General features: G+C 47.1%; 19 protein-coding genes. All 19 read left to right on the top strand.

The features are described from left to right. Positions 1-17 precede the first annotated feature (17 nt). The 19 genes from F0232_RS17495 (at position 18) to ureG (ending at position 18,161) form a co-directional block, all read left to right on the top strand. On the top strand, positions 18-632 hold the full coding sequence (locus tag F0232_RS17495; RefSeq protein WP_008222763.1) for a YfgM family protein: 615 nt from the start codon (positions 18-20) through the stop codon (positions 630-632). A 10-nt stretch (positions 633-642) separates the two neighbouring features. Then, a complete protein-coding gene (bamB, locus tag F0232_RS17490; protein WP_061033296.1) occupies positions 643-1,803 on the top strand; it encodes an outer membrane protein assembly factor BamB in 1,161 nt (386 codons plus the stop codon). A gap of 158 nt (positions 1,804-1,961) precedes the next feature. Then, a complete protein-coding gene (gene der, locus F0232_RS17485) occupies positions 1,962-3,443 on the top strand; it encodes a ribosome biogenesis GTPase Der (protein ID WP_004740325.1) in 1,482 nt (493 codons plus the stop codon). A 131-nt stretch (positions 3,444-3,574) separates the two neighbouring features. Beyond that, positions 3,575-4,474 carry a metal-dependent hydrolase gene (locus tag F0232_RS17480; protein ID WP_105059079.1) on the top strand — a complete coding sequence of 300 codons (900 nt, stop codon included), beginning with the start codon at positions 3,575-3,577 and terminating at the stop codon, positions 4,472-4,474. A 289-nt stretch (positions 4,475-4,763) separates the two neighbouring features. Then, entirely contained in the window at positions 4,764-5,765 is a 1,002-nt protein-coding gene (locus tag F0232_RS17475) for a sensor domain-containing diguanylate cyclase (RefSeq protein WP_105059080.1), read from the top strand. 36 nt (positions 5,766-5,801) lie between these two features. Continuing rightward, complete coding sequence (locus F0232_RS17470) at positions 5,802-6,029, top strand: zinc ribbon domain-containing protein (RefSeq protein WP_105059081.1); 228 nt, start codon at positions 5,802-5,804, stop codon at positions 6,027-6,029. 295 nt (positions 6,030-6,324) lie between these two features. Next, positions 6,325-7,611, top strand: coding sequence for an urea ABC transporter substrate-binding protein (gene urtA / locus F0232_RS17465; protein ID WP_105059082.1), 1,287 nt, complete (start codon positions 6,325-6,327; stop codon positions 7,609-7,611). 160 nt (positions 7,612-7,771) lie between these two features. Next, a complete protein-coding gene (urtB, locus tag F0232_RS17460) occupies positions 7,772-9,400 on the top strand; it encodes an urea ABC transporter permease subunit UrtB (protein ID WP_105059083.1) in 1,629 nt (542 codons plus the stop codon). Positions 9,401-9,410: 10 nt separating this feature from the next. Continuing rightward, a complete protein-coding gene (urtC, locus tag F0232_RS17455) occupies positions 9,411-10,583 on the top strand; it encodes an urea ABC transporter permease subunit UrtC (protein WP_105059084.1) in 1,173 nt (390 codons plus the stop codon). Further along, on the top strand, positions 10,580-11,422 hold the full coding sequence (gene urtD / locus F0232_RS17450) for an urea ABC transporter ATP-binding protein UrtD (RefSeq protein WP_105059085.1): 843 nt from the start codon (positions 10,580-10,582) through the stop codon (positions 11,420-11,422). Before urtC ends, urtD begins: the two co-directional genes overlap by 4 nt. Position 11,423: 1 nt before the next feature. Continuing rightward, positions 11,424-12,119 (top strand): urea ABC transporter ATP-binding subunit UrtE, encoded by a 696-nt coding sequence (gene urtE, locus F0232_RS17445; RefSeq protein ID WP_008222775.1) that lies wholly within the window; start codon positions 11,424-11,426, stop codon positions 12,117-12,119. Further along, positions 12,116-13,063, top strand: a complete 948-nt coding sequence (locus F0232_RS17440; protein WP_061033287.1) for an urease accessory protein UreD — start codon at positions 12,116-12,118, stop codon at positions 13,061-13,063. Before urtE ends, F0232_RS17440 begins: the two co-directional genes overlap by 4 nt. 133 nt (positions 13,064-13,196) lie before the next feature. Further along, positions 13,197-13,499, top strand: coding sequence for an urease subunit gamma (gene ureA, locus F0232_RS17435; protein WP_004735119.1), 303 nt, complete (start codon positions 13,197-13,199; stop codon positions 13,497-13,499). An 11-nt stretch (positions 13,500-13,510) separates the two neighbouring features. Further along, on the top strand, positions 13,511-13,846 hold the full coding sequence (locus F0232_RS17430; protein WP_105059086.1) for an urease subunit beta: 336 nt from the start codon (positions 13,511-13,513) through the stop codon (positions 13,844-13,846). Positions 13,847-13,886: 40 nt separating this feature from the next. Next, positions 13,887-15,590, top strand: a complete 1,704-nt coding sequence (gene ureC, locus F0232_RS17425; RefSeq protein ID WP_105059087.1) for an urease subunit alpha — start codon at positions 13,887-13,889, stop codon at positions 15,588-15,590. Positions 15,591-15,678: 88 nt separating this feature from the next. Further along, a complete protein-coding gene (gene ureE / locus F0232_RS17420) occupies positions 15,679-16,131 on the top strand; it encodes an urease accessory protein UreE (protein WP_105059088.1) in 453 nt (150 codons plus the stop codon). A gap of 66 nt (positions 16,132-16,197) precedes the next feature. Beyond that, complete coding sequence (locus F0232_RS17415; RefSeq protein ID WP_105059089.1) at positions 16,198-16,782, top strand: HupE/UreJ family protein; 585 nt, start codon at positions 16,198-16,200, stop codon at positions 16,780-16,782. Positions 16,783-16,803: 21 nt separating this feature from the next. Further along, positions 16,804-17,484 carry an urease accessory protein UreF gene (locus F0232_RS17410; protein ID WP_105059090.1) on the top strand — a complete coding sequence of 227 codons (681 nt, stop codon included), beginning with the start codon at positions 16,804-16,806 and terminating at the stop codon, positions 17,482-17,484. A 38-nt stretch (positions 17,485-17,522) separates the two neighbouring features. Next, on the top strand, positions 17,523-18,161 hold the full coding sequence (gene ureG / locus F0232_RS17405; protein WP_008222792.1) for an urease accessory protein UreG: 639 nt from the start codon (positions 17,523-17,525) through the stop codon (positions 18,159-18,161). The last annotated feature ends 59 nt before the right edge of the window (positions 18,162-18,220 follow it).

The raw sequence follows: 18,220 nt of genomic DNA, 5'->3' as shown, positions 1-18,220 counted from the left end.
ATTAAAGAGGACAGGAAGTGGAACTTTACGATAGCGAAGAGCAGCAGGTTGAAGCCATTAAAGATTGGTGGAAAGAGAACGGTAAAGCCGTAATCTTCGGTGCGGTTATTGGTTTAGGTGGTCTATTCGGTTGGCGCTACTACCAAGACTCAGTAGTTGAGGCGCGTGAAGCTGCTTCAGAAAGCTACACGACAGTGATCTCTGCTTTAGATGCAAAAGGCGTTGATGCTCAATCTGATATTCAAGCTTTTATCGACGCAAACAAAGATGCTGAATACTCAGTACTTGCAGCGATGCAGCTAGCGAAAGTACAAGTACAAGCGGGTGAATTATCTGCAGCACTTGAACAGCTGGAGTGGGCAAAAGCGGCAACTAAGGATGCGGCACTTTCGCCACTACTGACTTACCGTGTTGCTCGTATTAAAGCTGAGCAAGGTGAATTCGATGCTGCTTTGTCAGATCTTGCTGCAGTAACGGACGAATCTTGGAAAGGCCGCGTGGCTGAACTACGTGGTGATATCTCACTTCGTAAAGGCGACACAGACGCAGCATACAGTGCTTACACAGAAGCACAGCAAGCTGTTGATGCGAGCCAAACGCTTCAAATCAAACTTGACGACCTAGCTAAATAAGGCGCTTTGAATGAAGAAGATGTTTCCAAAAGCGGCGTTGTGTGCGATTGCTCTTGGCCTATTAGCTGGCTGTGCGGGTGAAGAAGACACCGTAATCATGGCGCCAGTACCAACGGTAAACAGCGAGTTCACTCCTAAACAGGAATGGTCGACTTCGGTTGGTGATGGTGTTGGTCACTACTTTTCAAAACTGACGCCTGAGCTGGCTTACGACAAAGTGTTTGTTGCAAGCCGTGAAGGTCTGGTTAAAGCGCTGGATCCTGAAACGGGTAAAGAGCTGTGGAAAACAGACCTTGAGAAAGATGTACTGGCTCGTCTGTCTGGTGGCTTAACGGCAGCTTACGGCAAAGTGTTTGTTGGTTCTGAAAATGGCGAAGTAATCGCATTGGATGAATCGACTGGTGAAGAGCTGTGGCGTGTATCAGTAAACGGTGAGGTGCTTGCATCTCCTGCTACTGACAGCAATATGGTATTGGTTCACACTAGCCGTGGCATGATGCTCGCGTTAGACCAAGAGACTGGCGAACAGAAGTGGACAATCAGCACTGAAGTTCCAAGCCTAACACTACGCGGTGACAGTGCACCTGTTGCGGTTTCTGGTGGTGTATTCTGGGGTACGGCAAATGGTCGTCTAGCCGCTGCTATCGTTGACCGTGGTCAGCTGATTTGGCAACAGCCAGTTGGTACACCAAAGGGGGCAACGGAAATCGATCGCTTGGTTGACGTTGATGCCTCTCCAATCGTTCTTGGTGGTACTTTGTACACTGTTGGTATCAATGGTCAGTTGATTGCCATCGACCTGCGCTCTGGTAAGCCTGTTTGGAAGCGTAACTACTCGTCAGCGATTGATTTAGCAAGCGACGGTAGCCGTTTGTTCCTAGTAACCGATAAGGATCACGTGGCTGCAGTTGATGCACGTAGTGGTACAGAGCTGTGGAGCACACCATTGCTAGAAAACCGCTTACTGACAGCACCTGCTATCATTAACGGATACGTTGTGGTGGGTGATACAGAAGGTTATCTACACTGGTTAGATCGCTCAACAGGTGAGTTTGTTGCTCAGCAGTTGGTTGATGACAGCGGCTTTGCTGTAGCGCCAATTGAACTGCCTGAAGGCTACTTAGTGACGACTCGCAACGGCGATGTAAAGAAACTGACGATTAGCCAATAAAAGCGTGATATAATTCACAGTCGGCTCCTGGTTGGTAACAGCCAGGAGCCGTTTTGTTGTTAAAAATTAATAAACCATGTGGTTATAGGTAAGAGTTTAAACTTGCGAACAAGTGCTTACCTATAACTACATTAAGAGAAGAAATTGTAGAGGTTGTTATGGTACCTGTTGTTGCTCTAGTAGGGCGTCCGAACGTAGGTAAATCTACGTTGTTTAACCGATTGACTCGAACTCGTGATGCATTGGTTGCGGATTTCCCTGGCTTAACGCGTGACCGTAAATATGGCCATGCTCAACTTGGTGAGCATGAGTTTATTGTTATCGACACTGGTGGTATCGACGGTACCGAAGAAGGTGTTGAAACTAAAATGGCAGAGCAGTCATTAGCAGCGATCGACGAAGCTGATGTTGTGCTGTTCATGGTAGATGGCCGTGCTGGTCTAACACCATCTGACGTTGCTATCGCGAAGCACCTTCGTCAACTAGAAAAGCCTTCAATGCTTGTAGTAAACAAGGTTGATGGTATTGACCCTGATGCAGCAAGTGCTGACTTCTGGCAGCTAGGTGTAGAAGACATGTACCAAATCGCTGCAGCGCACGGTCGTGGCGTTACTGCACTGATTGATCTTGCTCTAAACCCATTTGCTGAAGCACTGAAAGCTGAGCAGGGTGAAATTAGCGATCTAACAGAATTTGAAGACGAAGAAGCAGAGCAGGTTGATTTCACTGAAGAAGAAGCGGAACAAGAGTTCAAGCGTCTGCAAGATCAGCCAATCAAGCTTGCTATTATTGGTCGTCCAAACGTAGGTAAGTCAACGCTAACTAACCGTATCCTAGGTGAAGAGCGTGTGGTTGTTTACGATATGCCTGGTACTACTCGTGACTCTATCTACATCCCAATGAGCCGTGACGAGCGTGAATACGTTCTGATCGATACTGCGGGTGTACGTCGTCGTAAAAACATCAACGAAACCGTAGAGAAGTTCTCGGTTGTTAAAACGTTGAAAGCGGTTGAAGATGCGAACGTAGTTTTACTTGTGATTGATGCTCGTGAGAACATCTCAGATCAAGACTTGAGCTTACTAGGTTTTGCATTGAACGCTGGTCGTTCAATCGTGATCGCAGTAAACAAGTGGGATGGCCTAGATAACGACGTGAAAGAGCGCGTTAAGAAAGAGCTAGACCGTCGTTTAGGTTTCGTTGATTTCGCACGTATTCACTTCATCTCGGCACTTCACGGTACTGGTGTTGGTCACTTGTTTGAATCGGTTCAAGAGGCTTACAAGTCAGCGACAACCCGTGTTGGTACGTCTGTCCTAACTCGTATCATGAAGATGGCGACTGATGATCACCAACCACCTATGGTTCGTGGCCGTCGTGTGAAACTGAAATACGCGCACGCGGGTGGTTATAACCCACCAATTATCGTTATCCACGGTAACCAAGTTCGTGACTTGCCAGATTCATACAAGCGATTCCTGATGAATTACTACCGTCGTTCACTAGAAATCATGGGTACGCCAATTCGTATTCAATTCCAGAACAGCGAAAACCCATTTGAAGCTAAGACGAACAAGCTAACTATCTCTCAAGAGCGCAAACGTAAGCGCATGATGAGCATGGTTAAAGGACGTAAATAGTCCTTTTGAATAGATTTGATACCCGAGCCTGTCTCGGGTATTTTTTTAAGCAAAATTTACGTTATCTGATAACCGACCTTGCGAGGAATTATCAGTAAGCGACCTAGACTAGATTCCAAAAGAAGAACGACATGACAACGAGCGACTTGATTACACCAGCAGCAATCACACCGACCATCACCCAATTCTGCCACCAGACTTGGCAGCTTGAGGCAAAAGTTCTGTATGTTGAAAGTGATGAGAGCAAAACCTACTTGATCACAGATGTGACTCCTTTTCATCCTGTTAGCCATATTTGGCCAGATCACCCAGCAGATAAAGGCACCGTTAACCTTGGTGGCGTGCAATATACCGTTGATGATTGCTTAGTTGGCGCGATAGAACAATCTACTGGCAAACTTTATGTAGCAGCAGATATTCCTGTTAAGCGAGATACAGAGGGTTGGGTGTTTGTGGTAGTCCACCAGCTACCTGTATCTGCTTCTAAGATAAGTATTAACGAGCAGGTATCGCTGTCGGTTGATAAAGAGTACCAAGCAAGCCTTAGCCGTGGCCATAGCGCTGGACATGTCGCTTTCTTAGCGTTGAATAAGGTCTTAGCTGACAGTTATTGGCGTAAAGATGCAGACCGCAAAGATCCACTGGGTAGCTATGACTTTAACAGCTACGCTCAAGTAACCAGTTTTGTAACGCCAGAGCTGTGTAAAGACACTTATCGCCTGGGTAAAACCTTGAAGAAGCGCGGCCTTAATGTGGCAGACATGCTGGTGAACCTTGAGGTCATTGAAGCTGATGTTAACGAACTGGTATCTGTTTGGTTAGCACAACCAACAGCAGTGACGATGAGGTTAGAGGGCGAGACGTTAACAGACTCTCGTTACTGGGAGTGGCAGCTTGATGAAGATACTCAGGTCACTATTCCTTGTGGTGGCACACACATTGGAAATACCTCAGAGCTTGGTGCACTGTCCGTTAAGCTGACTCAGCTAGATGACCAAAACATTGAAATGCTGACGCATGTAATTCGATGATTTGAGTAATAGATCGAAATGACTTGTGCTGTTTATTCTGTTTTAAGTTGTCACTTTTAATATAATCAACTGTTTAAAATTGAAATGCAGCACATGTAACTTATGCTTTCGGTATGTGGTGATATAAATATTCTTTTTGGGGTAGATCGCTGATCAAAATAGATAAAGCGAAAGATCAACCTATGATCTTCGATTGTGTGTCGTGGTAATTAAGTGTGTTATTATTAATCAATAACAAGCTTGCATAAGAACAGGCTGTACCCGATTAAATAATTGAAAGCTTTAGTGAATGGAACAACAATTTTTATTAGAAGGCCACCGAGCAGTCAATAGGTTGCTTCGGAAGCTTGCCCTTGGGATGGATCGCAAGGACTTAAACCGCAAGATCATAGAGCTCACAGAGCAGCTTTTTGGTCAGCGTATGGCTTCAATTTTACTGCTCAACGCTGAGTCTCAGACTTTGCACCTCGAATATGCTCCGAATTTGCCTGATTTCTATAATCAACAGATAGAGGGCGTTGGTATAGGTGTTGGAATTGGTTCGTGTGGTGAGGCTGCTGCGCTTAAAAAAGCAGTGATGGTCTCAGACATCAATACTCACCCTAACTGGGCACCTTTCTTGGCGTTAACAAACCAGGCTAACCTTCATGCCTGCTGGTCTGTGCCAATTCTTTCTTCAAACGGGAATGTACTTGGTACTTTCGCTATATACAGCCAATATGTTTCCGAACCACATGCATTCGAACTTGAGATTTTGGAGCTGCTCGCTTCTCTATATTCGGTAGCATTAGAAAAGTACGAGCTGGAAAACCAGCTTAACTTTTTCGCGAATCGTGATTCTCTTACCCACTGCTTGAATCGTCGTGCCTTGTTCAATGAAGCTGAAAAGGTCTTGGCCAAGCGCTGTTTTGCACAGAAGGTGATGGCGTGTCTGTTTGTCGATGTCGATAAATTCAAATCAATCAATGACACCTACGGTCATAGCTTTGGCGATGATGTGCTATTGGCGGTTGCTAGAGTGCTTGATGATTCTACGACAGCGTGTGCCAAGATAGGCCGTTATGGTGGTGATGAATTTGTGGTGTTCTCTTGTTTTGATGACAAAGATAGCGTTGTTAGCTTCTACCACGGTTTAGAGAAAACACTACAACAAGCGCTTTATATTAATGATATGCAGTTCTCAGTCAGTGTAGGTCTTGCTTGTGAAAAAGATCCACAGGGGTTAGAGCAGTTGATCGCACAAGCTGATAAGAACATGTACCAAATCAAACAAGCTAAATCCAAGCAGTAGTAGATTGTAAAAAGAGTCGTGAATTAGGAAATACTAATGAGTGAAAATATCTGCCCTAAGTGTCAGTCAGAGCTTGGTTGGGATGGACGATACCACTGTGAAAGTTGTCAGGCACACTTTACTAAAGTAGGGTTCTGCCCAGAGTGCAGCAGCCAGTTAGAAAAACTTCAAGCTTGTGGTGCCGCGAGCTATTTTTGCAACGGTGACTGTAACGAGCTTAAATCTAAGTCTAGAGTAAAATTCGAGTTTCAAGCTGCGGACTAGCTTGAAAGCGAGAAGGTTAAGTACCGCAATCCATACTATTTAATAGAGGCCCAATACCTATGTATTGGGCCTTTTTTGTGCCCACTCTGGGGTTATGTATCATCTTGGGTCATTCTTATTGTCACTGCACCAGTATGAAACATAGTTACATGGTTGCTATGCACGCTATTGGTGTGGTTTGTTTTTAAATCTATTTAATACAATCACTTATGTTTATAATGGTTACTTATTGAGTTTGGCACTCTTCTTGTAACTCTGTAATTGAATAACAAAAATACAATTATGGAGTACTATCATGAACAAGGTGTTCAATTTATCGCTAGCTGCACTGTGTACAACACTTTCATTTTCTTCTGCATCAGTGTTTGCGGCTGACGAGACCATAAAGGTCGGCGTTCTACATTCACTATCTGGCACCATGGCGATCAGTGAAACCACACTGAAAGATACCGTGTTAATGCTCATCGAAGAGCAGAACAAAAAGGGCGGCTTGCTAGGTAAAAAGCTTGAGCCTGTAGTCGTTGACCCTGCATCAAACTGGCCGCTATTTGCTGAGAAAGCGCGTGAGCTGATCGAAAAAGAGAAAGTGGATGTGGTGTTCGGTGGTTGGACATCGGTATCACGTAAATCCATGCTGCCTGTCTTTGAAGAGCTCAACAGCATCCTTTTCTACCCAGTACAGTATGAAGGTGAAGAGTCGTCGAAAAACGTTTTCTACACTGGCGCAGCGCCAAACCAACAAGCAATTCCTGCTGTGGATTACTTGATGGAAGAGTTGGAAGTTGAGCGTTGGGTACTAGCAGGCACGGATTACGTTTACCCACGCACCACCAACAAGATCCTTGAAGCCTACCTAAAAGATAAAGGTGTCGCAGAAGAAGACATCATGATCAACTACACGCCATTTGGTCACTCTGATTGGCAGTCTATCGTTTCAGATATCAAGAAGTTCGGTGAAGCGGGCAAGAAAACCGCTGTCGTTTCTACTGTGAACGGCGATGCGAACGTCCCATTCTATAAAGAACTGGGCGCACAAGGCATTTCATCTGAAGACATCCCAGTTATTGCATTCTCTGTTGGTGAAGAAGAACTGTCAGGTATGGATACCGAACCACTGGTTGGTCACCTTGCGGCTTGGAACTACTTCATGAGTGTTGATACTGAAGCTAATGAAGAGTTCGTTGAAACGTGGCAGTCATTCATCAAGAGTGAAAAGCGTGTCACCAACGACCCAATGGAAGCGCACTATGTTGGCTTCAATATGTGGGCGCAAGCGGTAACCAACGCGGGCACAACCGATCCTGAATCTGTGCAAGATGCCTTGATTGGCGTGTCTGTTCCTAACCTTTCCGGCGGCTACTCAACCATGCTGCCAAACCACCACATCACTAAACCAGTCCTGATCGGTGAAATCCAAGACGATGGTCAATTCGATATCGTTTGGGAAACCACAGGTCTCGTTGCGGGTGACGCTTGGTCGAGTTACCTACCTGAATCAGCGAAGCTGTTCTCTAGCTGGTCTAAGCCATTCTCATGTGGTGCGTTTAACGTTGAAACCAAGAAGTGTTCTGGCGGTAACTAGAGCGTTAATTTAGGAGCATTGAGCCTCCTTGTTTGGGAAGAGCGCCTCTGTTTAAGAGGTGAAGCAAACGGAAGGCTCATCGTTTCAACTAACAATAATTCTCCACATGTCCACTGAGCAAAAATAACAATATCTAGCTAGGTGGATTAAGGAAGCAGGGATGAAAAACGTATTGAACGTACTTAAGGCGTTATTGCTTATGGCAGTCAGTGCTCAGTTGGCTTTTGCGGGAATAACGGATGAAGCTAGCTTTACCAAGGCGCTAGTTGGTAAGAAAACATCGGATAAAGAATTGGCTATTGATTGGGTGATTGAGACGCAAACGGAAGATGTGTCGAAACCTATTCTGGATGGTTGGTTAAACGGAAACCTTTACTATTTTAGTGACAAACAGAGCGAGCAATACAAACAGCTCTACCTCATTCAAAGCATCAAAACAGCGACGTCAGCTCAGTCGGTATGGGATGATTCAACGCTGAATATCGAGAATGCGAGACAGTTTAAAAAGGTTCGCGTGAATAACAAGCTTCGCGGGATCTTACGTGGTGAAATTGCCTCGATTGGCTTAAACAGTAGTAATCCAGATGTGCGTTATCAGGCGGTCTCTGATCTATTGGGAACCAAAGATGCCGATATCATTAACCGCCTGTCTGAGCTGAGAGCAAATGAGCCCGAGACTAAGGTCGCTGATCTCATGGATCTCTCACTCGCGATTTATACTTCTCTGGATAGCAGTGCTGCTACACAAGCTCGTGTGGCTTCAATTGAACGAGTTAGCGACTTCAAACAATCCGTCGTGCTAAGGACGCTAAACCAACTGCTCAACAGCGAGCAAGATCCAAAAGTATTGGCCGCGGCAGAGCGTGCTCTTGATAGCTATCAACAGAGCCAAGCACTGTACTCGGGCGTTGAGACCGTATTCTTCGGCTTGAGTTTAGGTTCGGTATTAGTGCTGGCAGGTATAGGCTTGGCGATCACCTTTGGTGTGATGGGCGTGATCAACATGGCTCATGGCGAGCTGATCATGATTGGCGCATACACCACCTATGTATTGCAGTTATTGATGCCTAATCACATCGGTTTAGCGCTGATTCTCTCTATTCCGGCAGCGTTTATCGTATCTGGTCTCGTTGGTATTGCGATTGAGCGAAGTGTGATTCGTCACCTTTACGGACGCCCATTGGAAACCTTACTCGCAACCTTCGGTATCAGCTTGATCTTGCAACAAGCCGTTCGCTCTATTTTCTCTCCTTTGAACCGCTCAGTAAGTACGCCTGAATGGATGTCTGGCGCATTGCAATTGAACCCAATGCTGTCTCTGACCTACAACCGACTTTATATCATCTTGTTCTGTGGTTTGGTGTTTATGGGGTTGTTAATGGTTCTGAAAAAGACACCGTTAGGTTTGCAGGTTCGTGCGGTTTCTCAAAACCGTGGCATGGCGCGTGCGATGGGGATACGTTCTGAACGTGTTGATGCGATGACCTTTGGTTTAGGTTCTGGCGTGGCGGGTGTTGCGGGTGTGGCACTGTCTCAACTGACGAACGTTGGCCCGAATATGGGACAGGCGTACATCATCGATTCTTTCATGGTGGTGGTGTTCGGCGGAGTTGGCAACTTGTGGGGAACACTCGTCGCAGGTTTGAGTCTTGGTTTGTTCAATAAGATCTTGGAACCATGGGCTGGCGCTGTACTCGCCAAGATTCTAGTACTGGTTTTCATCATTCTATTTATTCAAAAACGCCCACGCGGATTGTTCCCGCAGCGTGGTCGTGCGGCTGAAGGTTAAGGATAACATCATGCAGTCTAAATCATTTGTACTTTCGGCGATGCGTGGTGACAAAGGTGGGCAACTGACCATCCTTGCCATTCTTGCAGCCGTGATTCTTATCCCACTGGCTAACACCATGTTGCCAAGTGGGCATCCACTTCATGTTGAGACTTTTACTATCTCACTGATGGGCAAATACCTGAGCTACGCAATGTTGGCGTTGGCACTCGATCTTGTATGGGGCTATCTCGGAATACTGAGCCTAGGCCATGGCGCTTTCTTTGCACTTGGTGGTTATGCGATGGGCATGTACCTGATGCGTCAGATTGGTGACCGTGGGGTTTATGGTGATCCTATCCTGCCTGATTTCATGGTGTTCCTTGATTGGTCTGCGTTGCCGTGGTTTTGGCAGGGCTTTGATCAGTTCTGGTTCGCTTGTCTGATGGTGGTGTTGGTGCCTGGCGCATTGGCTTATTTGTTCGGTTATTTGGCTTTCCGCTCTCGCGTGTCTGGTGTTTATCTTTCGATCATGACTCAAGCATTAACTTACGCCTTGATGCTGGCGTTCTTCCGTAATGAGATGGGCTTTGGTGGCAACAACGGGCTGACGGACTTTAAAGACATCATCGGCCTGAGTTTACAAAGTGATGCGGTCAAGATTGGTCTGTTTGTCGCGACGGGTATCTCGCTCATTCTCAGTTACATCGTTTGTCGCATGGTAGTGACCAGTCGATTGGGGCGTGTGGCACTGGCGATTCGTGATACCGAGTCTCGCACGCGCTTTATGGGTTACGACGTCGATGGCATCAAGCTATGGGTATTTGTACTGTCTGCGGTTATCGCAGGTATTGCGGGTGCTTTATACGTTCCTCAAGTCGGCATCATCAACCCTGGAGAGTTTGCACCGCTTAACTCGATTGAGATTGTGGTTTGGGTTGCCTTGGGCGGTCGCGCCACTCTGTTTGGTGCCATTGTTGGTGCGCTGATCATCAACTACGCCAAGAGCTGGTTTACGGTCGAGTTCCCTGAGGTGTGGCTTTTCGCTCTCGGTGGTCTATTCGTTCTCTCGACCATGTACTTCCCACAGGGTGTGATTGGTTTTGTCAGTGAAAAGTGGCAACAGCTACGCAAAGCATCGAATTCACAAGACGCAGGACAAGAGCAGGATGATCAGCATAAAGCCAAGGAGGTGATCGCATGACTAAATTCAACAGCGTGAAGGAATCGGTTCAGGCGTTCACTCGTCGAGATGAAGTCTTCGATTACCTCAAGCCCGATATTCATCCCGCGATCGATACCCGTCATAACGTGCTGCTGTATGTAGAAGGGGTGAATAAGAACTTCGATGGCTTCCAAGCGATTAACGACCTCAATCTCTACATCAAAGAGGGCGAACTGCGCTGCATCATCGGCCCTAATGGCGCAGGTAAAACCACCATGATGGACATAATCACCGGGAAAACTAAGCCAGATACCGGAGAAGTGTGGTTAGGTTCGAACATCAATCTACTTAAGATGAACGAAGCTGAAATTGCTAATGCAGGTGTTGGGCGTAAGTTCCAAAAGCCGACCGTGATTGAGTGTTTAACCGTGTGGCAGAACCTTGAGTTGGCGATGGCGGGCGATCGCTCTGTGTGGGCAACTTTCACCGCCGTGATGTCTGGTGAGCAGAAAGACAAACTCACCTCGGTACTAGAGCTTATTCACCTCAAAGACGAAGCCGCAAACTTGGCGGGCAATCTGTCTCATGGACAAAAACAGTGGTTAGAGATCGGTATGTTGCTGATGCAAAACCCTAAGCTATTGCTGGTGGATGAACCCGTTGCAGGTATGACTCACCAAGAGATGGATCGCACCTCTGAGCTACTCAACTCACTGGCAGGTAAGCACTCAGTGGTTGTGGTTGAACACGATATGGATTTCGTACGTTCGATTGCTAGCCACGTCACCGTGCTTCATCAAGGTCATGTGTTGGCAGAAGGCACCATGGACCAAGTACAGGCTCACCCTGAAGTTAAACAAGTTTATCTCGGAGAATAGGATGCTAGAGGTTAAATCAGTTAATCAATATTACGGTGAGAGCCACACCTTATGGGATTTGGATATGCAGATCCCAGAAGGCAAATGCACGGTGTTAATGGGGCGCAACGGTGTCGGTAAAACCACCTTGCTGCAATGCATTATGGGGTTGGTGAAGGTTGAAAGCGGTGACATTTCTTTATCGGGTGAGTCACTTTTGAAAACCGATGCTGAGGACCGCCCACGCCAAGGGATCGGCTATGTACCGCAAGGTCGCCAGATCTTCCCAATGCTCACTGTTCAAGAAAACCTAGAAGTCGGTTTACCGATTCGTAAAAAGGGCGACCGCAAGATCCCTGAATTCATCTTCGATATTTTCCCAGTGTTAAAAGAGATGCTGCATCGCCGCGGTGGTGATTTATCGGGTGGCCAGCAGCAACAGCTAGCGATTGGGCGTGCGCTGGTGGTCAATCCAAAGCTATTGATCTTGGATGAGCCGACGGAGGGTATTCAACCCAATATTGTGCAAGAGATTGGCGACATCATTCGCATGCTTAACGAGAAAATGGGGCTCACGGTTCTGTTGGTTGAACAGAAGCTGCCGTTTGCAAGAAAGGTCGGTGACCGTTTTTGTATTCTCGACCGTGGACGCCAAGTGGCAGAAGGTGAAATGACAGGGCTCGATGAGTCCTTGATAAAGGAGTACCTAACCGTATGAATTCTCTCTTTTCTCCGAATGAAGTAAGCAAGGCTTCTTTAGTAGAAGCACTGTCTCTGAATGAGACCATCGAACAAGATATTCGTGATGGTTGGCAAGCGAGTTTAAACCTCACCTTTGTCGATCGCGGTGATAAAACCGTATTAAAGAATCGTCAGCAGTCTGGTCCGCTTGCGGTGCAACGCCCCCTGTATCCTGATGGGGAAACGTGTCACACCTACTTACTCCATCCCCCCGGCGGAGTGGTAGGTGGTGACACTCTCAATATTAACGTGAATCTTGAGCACGGTGCTCACGCGTTGATTACTACACCTGGTGCGACCAAGTTCTATCGTTCCAACAACAAGTACGCCAAGCAGAAGCAAACCTTACGTGTGGAGAAAGGGGCTCGCTTGGAGTGGATGCCGCAAGAGAACATCTTTTTCCCCAATGCACATGTTCGACTCGATACTGAAATACGCCTAGAAAAGGGTGCACAGTTTTGGGGTTGGGAGATGCACTGTTTTGGACGGCCTGCACAGAATGAGGGATTTGAGCATGGTCACCTCGTCGGGAAAACGGAAATCTATCTTGATAATCAACGGCTTCTAACGGAAGGATTTAACTTTCACGGTGGTGATAAGTTGATGATAAATATGGGGTTACTTGACTATTCTATGATGGGAACCTTTTATCTCACCTCAAATGAGAAGCAAGATTTAGAGTTGGTACAGAGCTTGCTCTTATCTATTACACAGCAAGCTTCACAGCAATCAGACTCATCGAAAATGTCGAGTGACCCCACATTAATATTGGGCGCGACACAAATAGAAGGATTGATTGTGGTGCGAGCCTTGGGCAATTGGAGTGAAGATATTCTCCAAGCCTTTGGTCAGATATGGCAAGCAACTCGCTCTCATTTGTATGGTACGACTCCTGATTTACCAAGGATTTGGGCGACTTAGCGATTAGCCCTATTTGTACCGAGGGTGACTTCCGGCCCTCGGTACATTTTTTCAAGCTTGCTGTGAATGAATCCCACTTACTGTTCATGCGTTTCTGAGCAATAAGAAAACAACACTAACAGCGGGCGGCTAAATGGAATTAACACCAAGAGAAAAAGATAAGCTACTTATCTTCTGCGCAGGAATGCTAGCACAGCAGCGTAAACAAAAAGGCTTAAAACTTAACTATCCAGAATCTATTGCGCTGATCAGCAGTGCCATTCTAGAAGGTGCCCGTGAGGGAAAAACCGTTTCGGAACTGATGGATTTTGGACGCACACTGCTTACCGTCGATGACGTTATGGAGGGGATCCCTTCCATGATCCCAGATGTACAAGTCGAAGCGACTTTCCCCGATGGCACCAAATTGGTGACCGTTCATGAACCTATCGTTTAGGGAGAAGTAGTATGGCTGGTTCCACCAAACAATATTCAGGCTTAGTTCCCGGGCAAGTCGAAACCGCTCCGGGCAACATTACTTTAAATGAAGGTCGAGACACGACGTCGGTTAAGGTGCAAAACATTGGCGACCGTCCTGTGCAAATTGGCTCTCATTACCATTTCTATGAAGCAAACCCTTCTTTGATCTTTGACCGAGAAGTCACTAAAGGGTTTCGACTTAATATCCCGGCAGGTACTGCCACCCGTTTTGAACCGGGTCAGTCACGTAGCGTCGAGTTAGTGCGTTACGCAGGTAAGTTAGAGATTTATGGCTTCCAAGGAAAGGTGATGGGCAAGCTCTAAGCGCTCCCATAGAAAGAATTAAAACAACAAAGGATTGATCATGGCGACGATATCCAAACAGGCTTATGCCGAAATGTTTGGGCCTACAGTCGGTGACCGAGTGCGTCTTGCTGACACCGATTTATGGCTAGAAGTTGAAAAGGATTACACCGTATACGGTGATGAAGTGAAGTTTGGCGGCGGTAAAGTGATTCGTGATGGACAGGGGCAAAGCCAACGTCCAAGTGCCGAAACACCTGACTTGGTGATCACTAACGCGATTGTGTTGGACTATTGGGGCATAGTAAAAGCCGATGTCGCCATCAAAGATGGACGAGTTCAAGTGTTGGGTAAAGCGGGTAACCCAGACGTTCAGCCGGGCGTCGATATAGTCATTGGCCCGGGCACGGAAATTTTGGCCGGCGAAGGTTCTATCCTCACTGCGGGTGGCATCGACTCACACATCCACTTTATCTGTCCGCAACAGATTGAAGAAGCTTTGGCGTCGGGTGTGACGACCATGATCGGTGGTGGTACGGGGCCAAATACAGGAACCAACGCAACCACATGTACACCTGGTCCGTGGAACATGCACCGTATGTTGGAGTCGCTCGACCAATTCCCAATGAACTTTGGTTTACTCGGGAAAGGCAATGCTAGCCAACCGGAAGCATTGCGTGAACAAGTCGCAGCCGGCGCAGTGGGCTTGAAGTTACATGAAGACTGGGGAACAACACCTGCATCAATTGACACTTGCTTGAGTGTTGCTGACGAGATGGACGTACAAGTTGCGATTCACACAGACACCTTGAATGAGTCAGGCTTTGTTGAATCGACTTTGGGTGCGATCGGTGATCGCGTAATTCACACCTACCACACCGAAGGCGCGGGTGGTGGCCATGCTCCCGATATTATCCGCGCTGCAGGCGAGCCCAACGTTCTGCCTTCTTCTACCAACCCAACACGACCTTACACGGTCAATACAGTTGATGAGCACTTGGATATGTTGATGGTGTGTCACCACCTTTCTCCATCGATTGCTGAAGACGTTGCGTTCGCTGAATCGCGTATCCGCCGTGAAACCATTGCTGCAGAAGACATTCTTCATGATTTAGGTGCCTTTTCGATGATCGCCTCTGACTCGCAAGCAATGGGGCGCGTAGGCGAGGTGGTGACTCGAACTTGGCAAACCGCACACAAGATGAAGGTGCAGCGTGGCAGCCTAAAAGAAGATTCCGACTACAGCGATAACTTCCGTCTTCGTCGCTACGTTGCAAAGTACACCATTAACCCAGCCATCACTCACGGTATGGCGCATGAAATCGGTTCGATTGAAGAAGGCAAACTGGCGGATCTTGTTTTATGGAAACCGGCTTTCTTTGGTGTAAAGCCAAGTGTGATTCTGAAAGGCGGTATGATCGCGATGGCACCGATGGGCGACCCTAATGCCTCTATTCCAACACCTCAGCCCGTTCACTACCGCTCTATGTTTGGTAGCTATGGCAAGGCGTGTCAGAACACATCGATGCTATTTGTTTCCAAAGAAGCCAAAGCACAGAACATCGATAAGCAGTTGGGACTAAAGAGCCTGATTGGTGTAGTCAGCAACTGCCGAAACATCAGTAAGGCTGACATGAAGCTGAACGATTGGATGCCAAAGATTGAAGTCGACTCTCAGACGTATCAAGTACGTGCTGATGGTGAACTGCTGACGTGTGAGCCGGCTGAAGAACTGCCAATGGCACAGCGATATTTTCTATTTTGATAGCTCGGCTGAAGCTCGTATTTTAGCTCTTAGCTGAAGACTCTTATTTTGAACGTTATAAATCTCACAAGGAGATTGAGGTAATAGCATGATTGAACTTACTCAAATTCAAGTGGAGTTGAACACGGCTCCAGATGGCTTTTTAAGCCTACCGATCGATAGCCGCATCAAAAGCCGCCTTAAGGTGACATTGGATGATGGCCGTGATGCAGGGTTGTTTCTACCACGCGGTCATATCTTGCGTGGCGGGGAACAATTAACTAGTGAGTGTGGTTTAACGGTTGAAGTGAAAGCGGCGCCGGAAACCGTGTCGACTGTTTACTGTGAAGACTCGCATCTGTTAACTCGTGTTGCGTATCACCTTGGTAATCGACATGTACCACTGCAAGTGGAAGCGGGTTGGGTACGTTATCAACACGACCATGTTTTGGACGAAATGGTTGAAGGTTTGGGTGCGACAGTGACCACTGAAAAGCAACCCTTTGAACCTGAAGGTGGCGCCTATGGTGGTCGCTCTGGCGGTCATCACCACCATCACTAATCGAGTCATTTGAGACACATTAATTTATAAACACAACAACGATAAGAATAACGCAAGGATTACGCGATGAACTTTAAATACGCTACAGGCTTAACTACATTAACAATCGCTTCGCTAACAACACCAACGTTGGCTTTCGCTCACCCAGGGCATGATCACGGTTCTCACTCACTGCTCTCTGGTTTAACACACCCAGTTACTGGCGTTGACCATCTTATTATGCTGGTGGCATTTGGTATGTTGATTGGCGCGCTCTCTTATTCAAATAAGGTTAAATCCGCTTTAGTCGGTGGTGGTCTTGTCTCTCTTATGGTGGGTTTATTAGTCGGTAAAGTGTTGGGCTTCTCTGTGGTTGTCGAGCCAGCAATCATCGCCTCTCTATTCGCAGTAAGCTTGTGCTTATGGCATGTGTTCTCTCCGTCAACCACCAAGGTCAATACTGTGCTAGCGGTTTCAATCGGCTTCCTATTCTTCCACGGTTACGCACACGGCGTTGAAGCAGCATCTGGCCTCACACAGTTCGCTGCGGGTATGGGTATCACTGCATTTGGTCTGATTGTTGCTGGCTACTTCGCGGGTAAAGCATTGTATTCAAAATGGGCTTCAGTGGGTGTTGCTTCATTGAGCGCGCTGTTTTTGATGGCGGCTTAAATTGCTCAAAAGGAGATAAGCATGCAAGCAACAGCGAATGTCGCGAGCTATCGCCTATTTCAATTGATCAGTCCGTCGCTGCCGATCGGTGGTTTCACCTACTCACAAGGTTTAGAGCTAGCAGTGGAGGCGGGGTGGGTGACCGACCGTAGCAGTATGGAGCAGTGGCTAAATACCATCGTCAGCTCCAGTGTTGCGACTTTGGAACTGCCCATCTTAGAGCGCCTTTATCATGCTCTAGAAAAAGGTGAACTCGATGAGATTGAGCATTGGTGCAATTACTTGTACTCAAGCCGTGAAACCAGTGAATTACGAGCAGAAGAAAAGCAGCGTGGGCTGGCGCTAAACATCTTGCTAAAGCGATTAGATATCGATATTTCGGAAGTGGAGTCGATTGATAGCCACCCAAACCAGCTATTAGGAATGTGTATCGCAGCTCAACACTGGAACATTGATTTGGAAAGCCTCAAGCAGGGCTATCTATGGAGCTGGCTTGAAAATATCGTTACTGCAGGCGTCAAGTTGGTGCCTTTAGGGCAGACCGATGGGCAGTTAGCACTGATTAATATCACCAACACCTTTCCTGACGTGATTGAAAAAGCACGCACGATGGAAGACTGGATGGTGGGCAGCTTCTCGCCATCAATGGCACTAGCGAGCTCGCTGCATGAAACACAATACACACGACTATTTCGTTCATAACGCAACGAGATAGTATAAAGAATATAAGGAACAAGACTATGGAAAGTTATAAGCAACCGCTTCGAATTGGTATCGGTGGCCCGGTAGGCTCAGGTAAAACCGCACTGCTTGAGGTGCTGTGTAAAGCTATTCGCGACAAGCTCAATATTGCGGTCGTGACCAATGACATCTACACCCAAGAAGATGCAAAGATCCTCACCCGTGCTGAAGCTTTAGAACCTGATCGTATTATCGGTGTTGAAACGGGCGGTTGCCCACACACCGCGATTCGTGAAGATGCGTCGATGAACCTCGCAGCCGTTGAGGAGCTGGCTAAGTTGCACAAAAATCTTGATGTGGTGTTTGTTGAGAGTGGTGGTGACAACCTGAGTGCGACATTCAGCCCAGAGCTTGCTGACCTGACCATCTATGTAATTGACGTTGCAGAAGGGGAGAAGATCCCACGTAAAGGCGGCCCGGGTATTACTCGCTCGGATCTGTTGGTGATTAACAAGATTGATTTAGCGCCGTATGTTGGTGCGTCTCTAGAAGTGATGGAGCAAGACACGCAACGTATGCGTCCAACCAAGCCGTTTGTGTTTACCAACCTCAAAGAGAGTAAAGGGCTAGACACCATCATCGATTTTATCGTGACCGAAGGTATGCTCACTCTGAAAGAGCCAGAGAAGACAAGCTAGTCACTCGCAGCTCCTGATTATTCCCCCCCCCCCCATAAGCAAAAGCCCTATCAAATCTG

Origin of the sequence: Vibrio sp. T3Y01 (genome assembly GCF_013114525.1) — a bacterium.
Lineage (GTDB): Bacteria > Pseudomonadota > Gammaproteobacteria > Enterobacterales > Vibrionaceae > Vibrio > Vibrio chagasii_B.
The sequence above is the reverse complement of the archived record's forward strand: the minus strand, read 5'-3'. Positions and strand labels throughout refer to the sequence as shown.

What these genes read in the sequence shown, in the direction of transcription:
- urtC (WP_105059084.1), top strand. Translation starts at nt 9,411, where the DNA reads ATGCAGTCTAAATCATTTGTACTTTCGGCGATGCGTGGTGACAAAGGT.
- F0232_RS17430 (WP_105059086.1), top strand. Translation starts at nt 13,511, where the DNA reads ATGGCTGGTTCCACCAAACAATATTCAGGCTTAGTTCCCGGGCAAGTC.
- F0232_RS17410 (WP_105059090.1), top strand. Translation starts at nt 16,804, where the DNA reads ATGCAAGCAACAGCGAATGTCGCGAGCTATCGCCTATTTCAATTGATC.
- urtB (WP_105059083.1), top strand. Translation starts at nt 7,772, where the DNA reads ATGAAAAACGTATTGAACGTACTTAAGGCGTTATTGCTTATGGCAGTC.
- ureC (WP_105059087.1), top strand. Translation starts at nt 13,887, where the DNA reads ATGGCGACGATATCCAAACAGGCTTATGCCGAAATGTTTGGGCCTACA.
- der (WP_004740325.1), top strand. Translation starts at nt 1,962, where the DNA reads ATGGTACCTGTTGTTGCTCTAGTAGGGCGTCCGAACGTAGGTAAATCT.
- ureE (WP_105059088.1), top strand. Translation starts at nt 15,679, where the DNA reads ATGATTGAACTTACTCAAATTCAAGTGGAGTTGAACACGGCTCCAGAT.
- ureG (WP_008222792.1), top strand. Translation starts at nt 17,523, where the DNA reads ATGGAAAGTTATAAGCAACCGCTTCGAATTGGTATCGGTGGCCCGGTA.
- urtD (WP_105059085.1), top strand. Translation starts at nt 10,580, where the DNA reads ATGACTAAATTCAACAGCGTGAAGGAATCGGTTCAGGCGTTCACTCGT.
- ureA (WP_004735119.1), top strand. Translation starts at nt 13,197, where the DNA reads ATGGAATTAACACCAAGAGAAAAAGATAAGCTACTTATCTTCTGCGCA.
- F0232_RS17480 (WP_105059079.1), top strand. Translation starts at nt 3,575, where the DNA reads ATGACAACGAGCGACTTGATTACACCAGCAGCAATCACACCGACCATC.
- F0232_RS17440 (WP_061033287.1), top strand. Translation starts at nt 12,116, where the DNA reads ATGAATTCTCTCTTTTCTCCGAATGAAGTAAGCAAGGCTTCTTTAGTA.
- urtE (WP_008222775.1), top strand. Translation starts at nt 11,424, where the DNA reads ATGCTAGAGGTTAAATCAGTTAATCAATATTACGGTGAGAGCCACACC.
- F0232_RS17470 (WP_105059081.1), top strand. Translation starts at nt 5,802, where the DNA reads ATGAGTGAAAATATCTGCCCTAAGTGTCAGTCAGAGCTTGGTTGGGAT.
- urtA (WP_105059082.1), top strand. Translation starts at nt 6,325, where the DNA reads ATGAACAAGGTGTTCAATTTATCGCTAGCTGCACTGTGTACAACACTT.
- F0232_RS17475 (WP_105059080.1), top strand. Translation starts at nt 4,764, where the DNA reads ATGGAACAACAATTTTTATTAGAAGGCCACCGAGCAGTCAATAGGTTG.
- bamB (WP_061033296.1), top strand. Translation starts at nt 643, where the DNA reads ATGAAGAAGATGTTTCCAAAAGCGGCGTTGTGTGCGATTGCTCTTGGC.
- F0232_RS17415 (WP_105059089.1), top strand. Translation starts at nt 16,198, where the DNA reads ATGAACTTTAAATACGCTACAGGCTTAACTACATTAACAATCGCTTCG.